This window comes from Neorhizobium galegae bv. orientalis str. HAMBI 540 (assembly GCF_000731315.1).
Taxonomy (GTDB): Bacteria; Pseudomonadota; Alphaproteobacteria; order Rhizobiales; family Rhizobiaceae; genus Neorhizobium; species Neorhizobium galegae.
Window position 1 is genome coordinate 745,986 of record NZ_HG938354.1, and the last position, 12,893, is coordinate 758,878.

16 protein-coding genes are annotated in these 12,893 nt (G+C 60.6%); 3 read left to right on the forward strand and 13 right to left on the reverse strand.

The window, feature by feature from the left end; all coding sequences use genetic code 11:
- Positions 1 to 153 precede the first annotated feature (153 nt).
- The 6 genes from RG540_RS26040 to RG540_RS26060 all read right to left on the reverse strand — a co-directional run bounded on the left by RG540_RS26040 (position 154) and on the right by RG540_RS26060 (position 4,593).
- Positions 154 to 1,320, reverse strand: a complete 1,167-nt coding sequence (locus RG540_RS26040; RefSeq protein WP_041364822.1) for an IS110 family RNA-guided transposase — start codon at positions 1,318 to 1,320, stop codon at positions 154 to 156.
- A gap of 110 nt (positions 1,321 to 1,430) precedes the next feature.
- Entirely contained in the window at positions 1,431 to 1,673 is a 243-nt protein-coding gene (locus RG540_RS32535) for a hypothetical protein (RefSeq protein WP_155414702.1), read from the reverse strand.
- 55 nt (positions 1,674 to 1,728) lie between these two features.
- Positions 1,729 to 2,238 (reverse strand): nuclear transport factor 2 family protein, encoded by a 510-nt coding sequence (locus RG540_RS26045; RefSeq protein ID WP_041364823.1) that lies wholly within the window; start codon positions 2,236 to 2,238, stop codon positions 1,729 to 1,731.
- A gap of 117 nt (positions 2,239 to 2,355) precedes the next feature.
- The gene (locus RG540_RS26050) at positions 2,356 to 3,132 is read right to left on the reverse strand and encodes an SDR family NAD(P)-dependent oxidoreductase (RefSeq protein WP_041364825.1); all 777 of its coding nucleotides are present in this window, start codon (positions 3,130 to 3,132) and stop codon (positions 2,356 to 2,358) included.
- Between the two features lie 75 nt (positions 3,133 to 3,207).
- The gene (locus RG540_RS26055; protein ID WP_041364827.1) at positions 3,208 to 4,101 is read right to left on the reverse strand and encodes an NAD(P)H-binding protein; all 894 of its coding nucleotides are present in this window, start codon (positions 4,099 to 4,101) and stop codon (positions 3,208 to 3,210) included.
- Between the two features lie 66 nt (positions 4,102 to 4,167).
- The gene (locus RG540_RS26060; RefSeq protein ID WP_041364829.1) at positions 4,168 to 4,593 is read right to left on the reverse strand and encodes a MarR family winged helix-turn-helix transcriptional regulator; all 426 of its coding nucleotides are present in this window, start codon (positions 4,591 to 4,593) and stop codon (positions 4,168 to 4,170) included.
- A gap of 301 nt (positions 4,594 to 4,894) precedes the next feature.
- On the opposite strand from RG540_RS26060, the gene RG540_RS26065 reads away from it, so the two are divergent.
- Positions 4,895 to 5,185 carry a hypothetical protein gene (locus tag RG540_RS26065; protein ID WP_407668977.1) on the forward strand — a complete coding sequence of 97 codons (291 nt, stop codon included), beginning with the start codon at positions 4,895 to 4,897 and terminating at the stop codon, positions 5,183 to 5,185.
- 77 nt (positions 5,186 to 5,262) lie between these two features.
- On the opposite strand, the gene RG540_RS26070 is transcribed toward RG540_RS26065, so the two are convergent.
- The gene (locus tag RG540_RS26070) at positions 5,263 to 6,234 is read right to left on the reverse strand and encodes an alpha/beta fold hydrolase (protein ID WP_041364831.1); all 972 of its coding nucleotides are present in this window, start codon (positions 6,232 to 6,234) and stop codon (positions 5,263 to 5,265) included.
- Between the two features lie 95 nt (positions 6,235 to 6,329).
- Positions 6,330 to 7,016: a glutathione S-transferase family protein gene (locus RG540_RS26075; RefSeq protein ID WP_041364833.1), complete on the reverse strand. Its 687-nt coding sequence runs from the start codon at positions 7,014 to 7,016 to the stop codon at positions 6,330 to 6,332.
- A gap of 105 nt (positions 7,017 to 7,121) precedes the next feature.
- Here RG540_RS26075 and RG540_RS26080 point away from each other — a divergent pair, with 105 nt between their 5' ends.
- Both RG540_RS26080 and RG540_RS33635 read left to right on the forward strand, forming a co-directional pair.
- Positions 7,122 to 7,697, forward strand: coding sequence for a TetR/AcrR family transcriptional regulator (locus RG540_RS26080; protein WP_041364835.1), 576 nt, complete (start codon positions 7,122 to 7,124; stop codon positions 7,695 to 7,697).
- Between the two features lie 101 nt (positions 7,698 to 7,798).
- Positions 7,799 to 7,921: a substrate-binding domain-containing protein gene (locus RG540_RS33635; RefSeq protein ID WP_155414711.1), complete on the forward strand. Its 123-nt coding sequence runs from the start codon at positions 7,799 to 7,801 to the stop codon at positions 7,919 to 7,921.
- Between the two features lie 234 nt (positions 7,922 to 8,155).
- Here the strand turns inward: RG540_RS33635 and RG540_RS26085 are convergent, their stop codons facing one another.
- Genes RG540_RS26085 through RG540_RS26105 form a run of 5 tightly spaced genes read right to left on the reverse strand, consistent with a single transcriptional unit; the run spans position 8,156 to position 12,873 of the window.
- Positions 8,156 to 8,920, reverse strand: a complete 765-nt coding sequence (locus tag RG540_RS26085; RefSeq protein WP_051909802.1) for a GntR family transcriptional regulator — start codon at positions 8,918 to 8,920, stop codon at positions 8,156 to 8,158.
- Between the two features lie 37 nt (positions 8,921 to 8,957).
- Positions 8,958 to 9,755 carry an alpha/beta fold hydrolase gene (locus RG540_RS31265; RefSeq protein WP_051909804.1) on the reverse strand — a complete coding sequence of 266 codons (798 nt, stop codon included), beginning with the start codon at positions 9,753 to 9,755 and terminating at the stop codon, positions 8,958 to 8,960.
- Positions 9,756 to 9,759: 4 nt separating this feature from the next.
- Positions 9,760 to 10,605: a carbohydrate ABC transporter permease gene (locus tag RG540_RS26095; protein WP_051909806.1), complete on the reverse strand. Its 846-nt coding sequence runs from the start codon at positions 10,603 to 10,605 to the stop codon at positions 9,760 to 9,762.
- 1 nt (position 10,606) lies between these two features.
- The gene (locus RG540_RS26100; RefSeq protein WP_157884687.1) at positions 10,607 to 11,551 is read right to left on the reverse strand and encodes a carbohydrate ABC transporter permease; all 945 of its coding nucleotides are present in this window, start codon (positions 11,549 to 11,551) and stop codon (positions 10,607 to 10,609) included.
- A 17-nt stretch (positions 11,552 to 11,568) separates the two neighbouring features.
- Entirely contained in the window at positions 11,569 to 12,873 is a 1,305-nt protein-coding gene (locus tag RG540_RS26105; protein WP_041364837.1) for an extracellular solute-binding protein, read from the reverse strand.
- Positions 12,874 to 12,893 lie beyond the last annotated feature (20 nt).

Genomic DNA, 12,893 nt, shown 5'->3' on the forward strand with positions numbered 1-12,893 from the left:
TATCCCGCATTCGACGGGCACGGGCTCAGGAGAACGGGACCAAACTCAAGATCGGCATTTGAGGGCCAAAAGGATCCCCGGTCCGTTCACCTGGATCCGTCAGGACTGATCAGGCCCTGAGGATTCGAATTTTCGTTATAGGCACGTCCGGCTTCAGGCGGTTTTCATGATCGCACCTTCGATCACGACGCCGGAACTCACATACTTCCAGAGAGCCACGAGCAGCTTACGCGCGAGCGCCACGACCATCGGCGTCTTTAAGCGGCCGGCGTTTTGAGCGATGCGCTCTTTGAACCATATCGCTAGCGTCGATTTTGGTTGATGTCGCAACCAAAGCCAGGCGAGCTCGACCATGGTTGCTCGTAAACGCGGATTTCCCGCCTTGGACACACCCTGTTCGCGATTGACGTTACCGCTTTGCCAAGGGGAGGGGGCAAGGCCTGCGTACGATGCGATTTGGCGTCGGTTGTCGAAGTGTCGGAATAGGCCTTCGGTGTAGAGTATAGTAGCGAATTCTGGCCCTATTCCTTTGATGCCCAAAAGGGCGGTCGCTTCCTTCGGTGTCTCTGACGTCTCGCGCACGATCAAGGCGTCTCGCTCTGCTTCTACAGCCTTGATTTGTGTGAGCAACAATTCCAGGCGATCGAGTTCTCTGGAGATTTCGGCCTTCAGGTGTTTGGAGAGCGGCCGACCATCGCCAGTCCGAAGCTCGTCCAGACGTTGCCGTCGATCTCGATTGACCGGTTGGTAGTCCCGAATTCCTTGAGTGAAGAGCAATCCCTTTATGCGATTGACGTGGAAGACCCGCTCGGCAATCAGCGTTTTCCGCTCCCGCCCAATCCGTCGGTTGTCGTCTTCCTCGGGAGTGAGAAGTTTGACCATCGAACAAGCGCGAGGCTCGCCGCGTTTCCATGCCATCAAAGCCCGGATCAGCGTTTCGCCGTCGATACGATCGGTCTTCGCCCGGCGATGCCGGCGCGGCATGGCGATCGATGCTGCTTCTACAATATGGCTCTCGATCCAAGCTTCCTTGCTGAGCACTCGCCCTAACCAGAAGCCATCCAACCCGGCCTCCTGGATCACTACCAGCGGGTAAAGTATGTTCTTTCGACGTTTGGCCTTCTGGCGAAGCTCGCCAAAACAAGAGAACAGGCCGGCGATGTCACCTCCAGTGATGGTATAGCGGGACATCTTCTCGCTACACGGCGACAGAGCCGTCACCAACCAGGTTGATTTGCTCAATTCCAACGAGACGAAAATTGCGCCAAGATCGACGAGAGTAGCGGTTTGCTTTTGAGATTGATCTGCTGTCATCGGCATGGTTGGCCTCCAGAGAGTTTTCTAGCGACCTCACTCTGCCACGGTGCAGGCCGCTACTCACCCCTGATGGGATCTCAAGACCTCCGCTCGCTTCGGGCCGATCCATAAGTCTACACATCAGGTCGGTACGCGACTGAGTGATCAGCCTTGCTTTTCAGGGTCAGATGATCGCCGCTCATATCGGTGAGATCGAGACCATGCCCACGAGCCGTACACCCTTCGTGACCATCCAGCCGCTCTTGTCGGCGCGATCGAGAACGTCGCTCTCTAGCATCGGCCGCTGCGGCGCTTTCTGAACGAACATCAACACAATCAAGTCCGGTCGGGACCCGCTTGCCGGTCGGATCGTTCATGAGAGAGCCTCCTCCCGCGCGCCCGAAGGCCGCTAGGCTGAGGATCATCGCCTTTCTAGAAATGAAACGCTTTGTCTTCGGCAACATTCTCGACCCGCTTGTGGCGGACGCGCCAGTCGCCGGTTTCCGTCCTGGTGAGCCGGTCCGTCACCATGGCGTAGGAGATCAGCTTCGGCAGATGCTCGCCATATTCCATGATCTCCATCGGCGCGGATTTGAGTTTGCCGGCCTCTGTCGACGGAGCGATGCGGATGAGCAGGATGTAGTAGGTGACGAGAATGTCGTCGCCCGGTCCGGCGTCGATCACATGGTTGCAGTTGTGCCGCCGAACACCATGGGTGATGGGCTCGTAGGCCTTCAGGAATGACGCCAATTCCTCCTTGCCGGCACTTCGACCAAGCGGATGATCGACGATCACATCGTCCGAGAACGCGCCAAGCAGTTCCTCCGGTTGCCAGCGGTCGAACGGGAAATTGACCCGGTTCACGAAATCAATGGCCTCGAACCGGGTGTCGGCGTCGATGCGCGGTCTTGGTTGGGCGAGCGGCATGGCGCTGGTGCTCATGGAGCATTCCTTTCGCAGAGGTTGGGGCAGCCCATCGCCAGGCCGCTGCGGAAAGTCAGGGCCTGGGATGATGTTCTCCAAAGGCTGCAGAAACGGCGGGCGCCTTTGTATGAAGTGCTAGACGAGCGAGTCCACGACGCCGCCGTCGACCCTCAGCGCCGCACCGGTCGTGGCGGATGCGAGGGGGGAGGCGACATAGGCCACCATGTTCGCGACTTCCTCGACCGTTGCCGGCCGCTGGAGGATGGAGGTCGGGCGATGGGTCTTGACGAAGTCGATGCCGACTTGCTCGAAGGACCGTTCGGCCGTGACATGCCCCTTGAGCATCTCGGCGGCGCCTTCGGACATGGTCGGGCCCGGCAGCACCGAGTTCACCGTCACGCCCGTGCCAGCCATGCGCTTTGCGAGACCTCGCGCGACAGCCACGTCCGCGGTCTTGCTGACCCCGTAGTGGATCATCTCGACGGGAATGTTGAAGGCGGATTCCGAACCGAGGAAGATGAAGCGCCCCCACGATTTGGCAGCCATTTTCGGAAGGTAGGCGCGCGCCAGGCGTACCCCTGCCATGACGTTGACCTGCCAGTGACGGTCCCAGATCGCATCGTCGGTCTCGAAGAAATCCAGAGGTTGGAAGATGCCGAGGTTGCTGACGACGATGTCGGGCTCGGGTTCGGCGCGGATCATGGCGTCACATCCCTCGGCGCTGGCGAGGTCGAGTGCATGGCCGCGCGCACGGCCGCCGAGGCGCGCCACCGCCGCATCGACCTTTTGCCGGGTGCGGCCGTTGATGACCACATCAGCGCCCGCCTCGTGGAGCCCGCGGGCAATGGCAAATCCTATGCCTTCGGTGGAGCCTGTCACGAGGGCGACTTTACCTAAAAGGTCGATGTCCAATTTGTTTCTCCTGAAAGGTTGGCCGGCGGCGCTTGCATCGCGCCGTTCCGGCGTGGTGGACGGAGCCGGTGTGGCTTACGCCGCTGCGTCCAGCGTGTTGAACGCGGCCCGGTGCGACGTGACGAAATCCTGAACGGTCATCGGCGGCACGCCCGTCACCTCGCCGATGATCTTGTCGGCGCCCGAGAAGATGCCGTTCTGGTAATCGAGTGCGATCGCGCAGAAATGCTGGATCAGAAATTCCGGCAGGCCGAACTTTTCCAGGCGCTCACGATAGGCGGGGATGGTCAGCGGCTGGTAGCCGATCTTGCGGCCAAGCACCTCGCCGATGGCTGCGGCGATGCCTGGCTGGTCAAGCTCCGTCGGCCCATGAAGCGTGTAGGTCTTACCGATATGCGGGGTCGGCTCTGCCAGCAGCGCTGCGATCAGGCGGGCCTGGTCTTCGGCGGCGATCGGGGCATGACGGCCGGCGCCGTAGGGGAGATCGATGATGCTCTGCTCGACGATCGTCTTGCGCGCAAACGGGTAGAGCAGCCACTGCGAGAAGAACGTCGGCCGCAGGTGGATGGTGGGAACGCCCGACCAGTCGAAGATCCGCTCGGCGATCCAGTGATCGCGCGCCGCATGGCTCTTGGAATCTTCGCGCGCCGAGATCTGCGACATGTTGATCACGGCCTTCAGCCCGGCGCGCTTGGCCGCATCGGCGAAATACGCCGTCGTCTGGATGATGCCGGGACGGACGGGATAACAGAAATAGGCGGCGGTGGTGCCTGCCGTAGCGCGGATCACGTCGTCATGCTCGAAGAGGTCGCCGACCAGGACCTCCGCGCCTTCACCGCGAAGCGCGTCAGCGCGCTGGTCTTGCCTGTGGACCATAGCCCTGACGGCATAACCCTTTTTGAGCAGGCGCTGGACCGTGTAGCGGCCGGTCTCACCGGTCGCGCCGGTAACGAGGAACATGTCGGTCATTTTCATTTCCTTGTGTTGGCAGAATCATAAAGTGTGTAATTGCACACTTTCGGGTAAAAAAGGGAGCTATCCGCCGAGGTTCAGCTCCAGGATTTCATCGCGAATGCGCACGGCGCGGTCCTGTCCTACCTCCCGCTCAAACGCGTCCTGCGCGCTTTTCCAGAGAGGAATGGCCTCCGCCACTTTTGCATCGCCCGAAGGGGAGAGCGTGACATCGAAGGCGCGGCCGCTATCGGCTCTCCCGGCGACAATCCATCCGGCCGCCTGCAGCGGCTTTAGCGCGCGCACGAGCGTCGTGCGCTCCATGCTTAGCATTTCGGCCAGGCTGGTGATCTTGAGGCTTTGGTAGGCTTGCAGAAGAGACAGAATCGAGAACTGCGAGACCGACAGACCGGCGGGTGCCAAATGGCTGTCGTAAAGTCGGCTCAGATGCCGCGCGTTCTGGCGGGCGGCAAGGGCGTAACAGAGATGGGGACCGGTTGGTGTTGGCATGGTGTGTATTTAACTGTGCAATTGCACAGTGTCAACCTCGAACCTCGACGTTCAACCAATCAGATACAGGTTTGTTCCAAGGCTCATTGCTTGAAGTGCAGCTACACACTACGTTCAGGAACGTCGCAGTTGAGTTTGGATCGTGTTCACGTGGCCACCCCAGAAATGACGCCATCCGGAGAAACGACATGTCGAACGGCAACGGAGAAAGCACCCATTCCTCGATGATCTTGCCGATGACGCCGAACTGAGAGGAACGGTCCTGCGCCGTCCGGTTTCGGGTCGTGACAACATCAAGCGCATGGTCGAGGCCGTCGGCACGCTCTACGCCTCGCAAACGCCCACCTTCTATGGGGCGATCGATCAGCGCCATTTCCTGCAATACAAGGCAACACTTCGCGCCGGCCTCGATCTGGAAGCGGTGGGTGTCATCGAGGGGGACGACACCGGACTCGTTCGGCGCGTGACGATGACGTTTGCGCCTTTGGACGCTGCGCTGTCACTGTCAGCAGGACTGGGCGGCATCGTCGGGAAGGAGTTTGGTGACGATCTCTTTTACGACGCGTCGGTGAACGAGGTCGCGACGTCCTGATTGCCGCACTCGCATACGATCGCAGGCAAAGGCGCCGGGGGCGGGGCTACGGCCAGCCCCCGGCCTTTCGCACACCATCAGCCGCGGATGAACGCCAGCAGGTCGGCGTTCAAGCGATCCTTGTCGACGTGCAGCAATCCATGCGAGCCCCCGTCATAGACTATGAGCTTGGCGTGCGGAACAAGCCCTGCGGTCAACTTCGCGGAGATCTCCAGCGGCACGATCTGATCGTCACTGCCGTGGACCACCAGCGCGGGAACGGTGATCTTCTTGAGGTCGTCCCGGAAATCGGTTTCCGAGAAGGCGCCAAGCGCATGATAGGCGGCAAGAAGCCCGGTTGCCTGTCCCTGACGCCAGTAGCTCTCGCGCAGGCCCTCCGAGATGTGCGCCCCTGGCCGGTTGAAGCTGTAATATGGCATGGTGACGTCGAGATTCCACTGCGACCGGTTTGCCTGCACGGCTGCGCGGAACGTATCGAACAGTTCCTTGGGCGCCCCGTTCGGATTGGTCGCGGTCTTGAGCAGGAAGGGTGTCACCGAGGAAACGAAAGCGACCTTGGCGACGCGGTTCTGGCCATGGCGCGCGACATAGCGCGCGACTTCCCCACCGCCCATCGAATGGCCGACGAAGGTCGCCTCGCGCAAATCGAGCGCCTCGACCAACTGGGCCAAGTCGTCGGCGAAGGTGTCGTAGTCGTAACCACCGGAGGGCTGGCTCGACCGGCCAAAACCCCGACGGTCATGGGCGATGACGCGGTAGCCATTCTGCAACAGGAAGAACATCTGGTCTTCCCAGGCGTCGGACGAGAGCGGATAGCCATGGCTGAACACCACGGCCGGCCCGGCGCCCCAGTCCTTGAAATAGAGGCTGGTGCCGTCTCTCGTGACGAGGCGGTCGCCTGTGGCCTTGCCGGCGCGGGCAGGGGCGGGGGTCTTTGCATCGGCGGGGGATGCGCCGGCACCAGCCGCTGCAAGTCCGACGCCGGCGATGGCGGCTCCTTTCAGCAGGTTGCGCCGGGAAGCGCTGTCGGGTGTTGAGATCGTGGACATGAGGAAACTCCGTGAGGTTATGCCGCCTGGGCGGCGCGGGTGGCGATGTGGTTGGACGTGTCGGTGCGATGTTCGCACCGCTTTCGTGCGGGGGATTAGAAGCCGAGCCTGCGCAGATCCTCGGCGACGAACATCTGGCCGCTGCGATTCTTGACGCTCGGCAGCTCGGAGACCTTTGCGCGCCAGGACTTCAGCGCGGAATAATCGTCAGGGATGGCAATGCCGGCGGCGTCCGCGAACATCAGCCCGGCAAACACCGTAATGTCGGCCATCGAGAATGCATGGCCGGCGACGAACGAACGGTCCTGCAACACCGTGTCGAAATATTTCATGCCGGCGCGCGCCTTGTCGCGCTGGCGGTTGCCCCAATCCTGACGGCCGGCCCATTCCGGGCTCTTGAACACCTGCAGCTCGGCGCCGAGGCCGGGCGTCGCGTGATGGAAGTAGTTGCCGACGGCATCGAGCAGTTCGGTTTCAGCCCGCTTCTGCATCATGTGGATGACGGCCTTTTCCTTCGGGGTCTTGCCGGTGAGCCGCGGATCACCGTCGAGATTATCGAGGTATTCGGTGATGGCGGTGGCCTCGGCGATGTAGGTACCATCATCGAGCTGGAGGACCGGCAGCACGCCCGAGGGGTTCTTTTCGAGGAAAGCCGGCTGTTTGTGCTCGGCGCCGATGAGATCGACGGAGACGAACTCGACCTGCGGTTCGAGGCCCTTCTCGGCGAGCACGATACGGATACGGGCCGGATTGGGAAAGCCGGGGCGATCGAAGATTTTCATGAGAGACTCCTTTTATCTGTCTATCGATAGATAGGTTACGGCTGTCGCTTAGCCCTTCCCTTTTCCGGCGTCAACAACTATCTATCGAGTGGTAGGTAAGGATCGATGATGGCTAAAACCAAGACGGATATGCGCGAGGCGGTCATGACCGCCGCAAAAGCGACGGTGCAGTCGCATGGCTACAATGCGCTCAGCTTTCGAGAACTCGCAAAAGAGGTCGGCATCAAAAGTGCCAGCGTGCACTACCACTTCCCGACCAAGGGCGACCTCGGCACCGCCTTGGCGCGCCGCTATACGGAGGATGGGGCGACCTTTCTGGCGGAACTCCTAGCGGCCTGCCAGGATGCGACCTGGTGCATGGATAGATACACGGAGATCTTTCGCTCTGCTCTGGCCAACGACAATCGCATGTGCCTGTGCGGCATCATGAGCGCGGAACTTGACGACCTTCCGGCAGAGGTCCGCGCCGAGGTCGATAAATTCGCGGCGATGAACGTCGACTGGCTTATGAAAGTGCTCTCACGGGCAAAGCCTACGGCAAGCGAGCAGGACCTGCGAGATCATGCCATGGCGATCTTCGCAGCCATCGAGGGGGCTCAGCTGGTCGCGCGGGGGTGCCGGGACATCGGAATCTACGACCGTACGATCAAGGCCTACCGAGCGGCGGGTCTCTTCCCATAGGAGCCGATGGCACCCGATGGGTCCGCGCTCGCGGTTGATTATGATTGAGCGTTGAAGTTTGAGCGATCAAAACTCGGTGGAAATTAACAGACATATGAAACCTGGGGTCCGAAAGGCGTCCGAGCGCCATATTCGCGTCCAACGATCTTTCCGGTATCAGCGTTTTGCACGCAGCTGTGGATTTGGGCGTTTCCGCGCCCGGCGATATCGCCGTCGTTGCCTAAGACAATATCCAGAAGGGATTATTTAGCTCTCCGCGTCTCACGAGCGGTGCACATCCGCCCGAAGAACTCAGAGATGCCGCCGTTCGCCACCTGGTCGATCTTGTCGAGCGAACGATCGAGAACCACTTCGGAATCGAGCCGATAAGCCTCGCCTGGTGATTCGGGAAAGGTGCGGGTACAAATCGAAGCATCCCATCCCGCAAAGCTGATCGCACCGTCTTCGCGATCGGAACGCTATTGCGCGACGCCGATGCGTTGTGGCAGCGAAGAAATGAAGTCGGTCAATTGGTCGCCAAGCAACTGCACGTGGTCGCTTGCCGCCTTCTGCGCGGCGTCGGGATCACCCGCATCGATCGCATCCATGATCCGTACATGCTCGGTCAGCGTTCCAAGCATACGTCCCGGCTGATAGGTGGCGCGCAACCTGTAGGCGCCGATCCGACGGCGGAGCTGGATAGTTTGTTCGGCGATGAAATGGGTATGCGCTGCCTCATAGAGCAGGTCGTGGAACTGCTGATTGATCTTGTAGAAGTTCATCGGATCGCCGGCTTCGTACGCCTTGACAAGATCCTCATGGACCGCGCGCATGGCGGCCCGCTCTGCCGGCGTCGCGCGTCGCGCTGCAAGCTTGGCGCATAATCCCTCAAGAGAGGCCATGACATCGAACATTTCGATGATCGCTGGAATCGAGAGAAGGGCGACATGCGTGCCTTGGCGTCCGCGCGTTTCTATCAGGCCGATGGCGAGCAGCGATTTGATCGCTTCACGAACCGGCGTACGCGAAAGACCAAACCGGCGCGACAATTCCATCTCGTCCAACCGCTCACCCGGCGCGAGACGCCCGTCCAGAATCATCGCCTCGAGATGATCGCGCAACTCGTCCGATCGTGTCGCCTGACGTGCTGTAACAACACCGGATATGCGAACCGCATCTTGGTTCAATTGGAAGGCTCCTTTGCCGGCCTTGCTCGTGACCGGTCGGGCTTTAGTGGCGCGCATATATGTTTATTTCTCTGCTGCATTCAATATCATATAATCAGTATACCAGGCTTGCGATGCAACTTCTGATCTTGTCCACAATCATCGAAGGGGCTTCCACCATGGGAAAATGGCCGGAATCGTAGGTGGCTATCGGGGTTGCGGCAAAGCAAGGCATGGGATCGGGATGGGCCAGGCGCGCCACATATGGCGAGTTCAGCAGCATTTTCGGGCAGGTCACCAGCGGCCAGCGATCCTCCGCATTCCAGGCGAACAGGTCGTCCTTGATATCAAGCGCGAAGTCGCCCGGTGCCGCGGCAAGCATACCGTCGTTGATCTGTGCTCGCACGGCCTCCGCCGTAGTCGGATGAACGATCATGTCCACCATCGCCCGCATCCGGGCCGGATAATCCATCTGGAATTCCTCGTGCCGGCGCCGGATCTCCTCATCCGGGACACGTCCGTAATAATCCCGGTCGGACAGTGTATCGAGACCGATTACCGCGGCCACTCTCTGCGGCGCGGTTATCGCTGTTTCCGTGGAGATAGGTCCTCCCATGGAATGACCGACGAGAATGGCGCCCGAAATGTCGAGGTGACCAAGCACAAGGGCAACCGCCGCGCCCATGGCCGTGATCGTCTGGCCGCTCGCGGGCGGCGGTGCGGTGCCGCCGAAGCCGGGATGCGATAAAACCAGAACCCGGAAATCGCGGGCCAGTTCAGGCCCGATGATATCCCAGTGACCGGCGCTGCCGCACCAGCCATGGATGAGCACCAGCCAATCCCCGGCGGTGCCGAGCGTACGATAGCCGACCTGCCCGCCGAAAGGTGCGTCCAGCAGATGAAGATTGTTCATCCGCTCAGCCCTTTATGCCGCTGGTGGCCATGCCCTGGGTGAAGTATTTCTGCAGGACCAGGAAGAGCAGGATGAGCGGCACCGTGGCGACCGTCGCTCCGGCAAAGGTCTCGCCCCAGTTCGGCAGCTGGGTCGGCGAACCCTGCTGGGCGATCGCCACCTGGATGATCTGGCGTGCGGGATCCTGGACGATGACCAGAGGCCATAGGAAGCTGTTCCAGCAGAACAGGAACGTGATGAGCCCAAGCGTCACCATCGGCACCTTGACGTTCGGCAGGACGATGGAAAAGAAGATGCGGACATGCCCGGCACCGTCGATGCGGGCAGCGTCCTCCAGCTCGGTCGGCAGTTCCTCGAAGGCCTGTTTCAGCAGAAAGAGGCCGAAGGGGCTTGCAATCCAGGGGATCATGATCCCGACCAGCGTATTGGAGAGGCCAAGTCCGGAAACCACCTGATAGAGGGGCACCATCATCGCCTCGATCGGCAACAGAAAAGTCAGGAGGATCAGCATGAAGACGATGTTGGCGCCGGGAAACTTGATGCGGGTCAGCGCATAGGCGGCCATCGAGCAGAGAAGCAATGTGAACGCAACCTGCCCGATCGCGACGATTGCTGTGTTCAATAGGGCTCTCAGGATATTTGTGCGCTCGAACAGCGATACATAGTTCTCGATCGTCGCGCCGACCGGCACGAATGCGCGCCAGGAAAGCGGCGTGACGTCGCCGAACACGGTGAACTGGTTCTTCAAGGACGAAGCCACGACCCAGGCATAGGGCGCCAGGAAGCAGGCGATGATCAGAAGGATGGTCACCAGGGTGAGGGCGGTGCGGCGGATGCGGGTCGTTCTCATTTCAGTAGTTCCAACGGGATCGCAGGAGAGCCATCTGGACCATCGAGATGGCGAGGACGACGAGCAGCAGCACGACGGAAAGCGCCGAGGCATAACCGGCCTGCTGCATGATGAAGGCTGTATTGTAGATGTGGTAGACGATCAGGTTCGTTGCTTCCTGCGGCCCGCCCTGGGTCATCAGGAATGCCGGCGCGAAGGCCTGCAGCGAAAACACCGTCATGATCACCACCACGAACAGCGTGGTGCGCGACAGAAGCGGTATCGTGATGTTCCACAGCACCTGCCACCGGGTGGCGCCATCGATGCGGGCCGCTTCACCAAGCTCGGAAGGCACGCCCTGCAGTCCGGCCAGAAAAAGGATCGCCCCGAACCCGACCTGCTGCCACAGCGTCATGGCGATGAGCGACGGCAGTGCCTGGGTGGTGCTTGTCAGAAACGGTTGTCGGGCGATGCCGACGATATCCAGCGCGCCGTTGATCAATCCGTTCGACGGGTCGAGCAGGAAGGACCACATCGTTGCGATCACCACCGAGGACGTGACGACTGGCAGCATGATCATGGTGCGGACGAGGCCGCGCGCCGGCAGTTTCGAATTGAGGAAGAGTGCGAGCGCGAAAGCGATCGGGATGACGAACGCAACCACACCTAACGCGAAGAGGAAGGTGATGCCGAAGCTCTTCCCGGCATCATCGTATTCGATCATGTCGGTGAAATTGCGCAGGCCGATAAATTTCTCCGCTGCCGGATTGAGCAGCGAATAGTCGTAGAAGCTGTTGCGGGCCATGACCAGGAGCGGAACGTATTGGAAGATCAGCAATAGCAGCATGAAAGGCGCGAGAAAGCCGACAGCCACCAGACGCTCCTGCTTTTGCCGCCGGGTGGCGGCCTTGCGCGGCCGGGTTTTTGCACCCGCCGAAGCGGTGCGTGTTTGTTCGCCTGTCGACATTCTCGCGTCCATTGTCATTATCGGTCGAGGATACGCTGAACCTTCTTTTCGGCATCGGCCATCAGCGCAGCCGGATCGCCGCCGAAGGCAACGCCACGAAGAGCCTCGCTGACGATCTTGTCATACTGGGCGAATTTCGGGCCCGGCGGGCGCGGCTGGCCCCAGGACTGAAGCTGATCGACGAACACCTTCATCGGATACTTGTTGTAGACGTCGAAGCGGTTGAACAGGCTCTTGAGGGTCGGCAGATTGCCGCGCTGGCTGACGTTCATATAGGCATATTCGCCCACTGACATGTCTACCACGAACTTTGCGGCGATCTCCGGATGCTTGGATCGGGCTGTCGCGCCGAATGTGGTCGAGCCCGTATGCACGACTGGCGTCTTGAAATACGGCAGCGGCGTGATGCCCCATTCGATCTTCGGATCCTTGATCAGCGCGTTGCCGGCGGCCGGAGTATCGATGTAGAAGCAGGCCTTGGCATCGAAGAAGGCGTTTGGAATGCCGACCTTCGGCGCAACGCCTTCAGCGTTGAACATCGACTGGTAGAATTTCAGCGCTTCAACCGCTTCAGGCGTATTGAGATAACCTTCGGCTGTTTTGCCGTCCGGTGCGAACGCCCAGAAGGTCTTGTAGGCGCTGCTGGTCGGGGCTGCCTTGGGGTCGCCGGCGGAACGTTGGTAAGTCAGGTCCTGATAGACGAGACCAGGCTGGCCGTTGCCGAAGCGGGTCGGGCCAAGGCCCCAGACCGTGGCGGCGCCGGCCGGACCCTGCTGGCACTTCTTGAAGGCTTCCAGCGCCTGAGGCCATGTCCATGCATCGGCAAGCGTCTGCGGCGGCTTTATGCCGGCAGCTTCGACCAGCTTCTTGTTGTAGTACATGGCAACAGTGGTCTGCTCGATGCCCGGCGAATAGACTTCGCCGTTATAGCTGTGCTCGGACTTGGTGGCCGGCAGGATGTCGTCATCCCACCCCTTCGGCAGGTATTTGGTGATCGGCAACAGGATGCCGGCAGCCGCGTAGGACTGGGTGTTCGGCCCGTCATAGACGATGATATCGGGCGGATTTGAGCTGGCTGCCTGAACCGAAATCGTGTCCGCGAGCTGCGGGAACGGGACTTCGTTGACTTCGAACTTGACGCAGGGATTATCCTTTTGCCAGGCCTCCATCGGCTTGGGATAGGGGTAGTTGCCAGGCGTGCGCAGGATGCGCAGGGTTACGGCTTCGCCGGTGCAGGAAGCCGCAGTCTGCGCCTGGGCGCCGGTCGCACTCAGCGCCGTGGCGCCGAGCAGACCGGCAAAAACGATAGGATAGATCTTCATCAGCCGTTCTCCTTCTGGTG

Bases quoted from the DNA above. Each gene is read 5' to 3' on its own strand.
- RG540_RS26040 (WP_041364822.1), bottom strand. From the start codon at position 1,320: ATGCCGATGACAGCAGATCAATCTCAAAAGCAAACCGCTACTCTCGTC.
- RG540_RS32535 (WP_155414702.1), bottom strand. From the start codon at position 1,673: ATGAACGATCCGACCGGCAAGCGGGTCCCGACCGGACTTGATTGTGTT.
- RG540_RS26045 (WP_041364823.1), bottom strand. From the start codon at position 2,238: ATGAGCACCAGCGCCATGCCGCTCGCCCAACCAAGACCGCGCATCGAC.
- RG540_RS26055 (WP_041364827.1), bottom strand. From the start codon at position 4,101: ATGACCGACATGTTCCTCGTTACCGGCGCGACCGGTGAGACCGGCCGC.
- RG540_RS26060 (WP_041364829.1), bottom strand. From the start codon at position 4,593: ATGCCAACACCAACCGGTCCCCATCTCTGTTACGCCCTTGCCGCCCGC.
- RG540_RS26065 (WP_407668977.1), top strand. From the start codon at position 4,895: ATGGTCGAGGCCGTCGGCACGCTCTACGCCTCGCAAACGCCCACCTTC.
- RG540_RS26070 (WP_041364831.1), bottom strand. From the start codon at position 6,234: ATGTCCACGATCTCAACACCCGACAGCGCTTCCCGGCGCAACCTGCTG.
- RG540_RS26075 (WP_041364833.1), bottom strand. From the start codon at position 7,016: ATGAAAATCTTCGATCGCCCCGGCTTTCCCAATCCGGCCCGTATCCGT.
- RG540_RS26080 (WP_041364835.1), top strand. From the start codon at position 7,122: ATGATGGCTAAAACCAAGACGGATATGCGCGAGGCGGTCATGACCGCC.
- RG540_RS26085 (WP_051909802.1), bottom strand. From the start codon at position 8,920: ATGCGCGCCACTAAAGCCCGACCGGTCACGAGCAAGGCCGGCAAAGGA.
- RG540_RS31265 (WP_051909804.1), bottom strand. From the start codon at position 9,755: ATGAACAATCTTCATCTGCTGGACGCACCTTTCGGCGGGCAGGTCGGC.
- RG540_RS26095 (WP_051909806.1), bottom strand. From the start codon at position 10,605: ATGAGAACGACCCGCATCCGCCGCACCGCCCTCACCCTGGTGACCATC.
- RG540_RS26100 (WP_157884687.1), bottom strand. From the start codon at position 11,551: ATGTCGACAGGCGAACAAACACGCACCGCTTCGGCGGGTGCAAAAACC.
- RG540_RS26105 (WP_041364837.1), bottom strand. From the start codon at position 12,873: ATGAAGATCTATCCTATCGTTTTTGCCGGTCTGCTCGGCGCCACGGCG.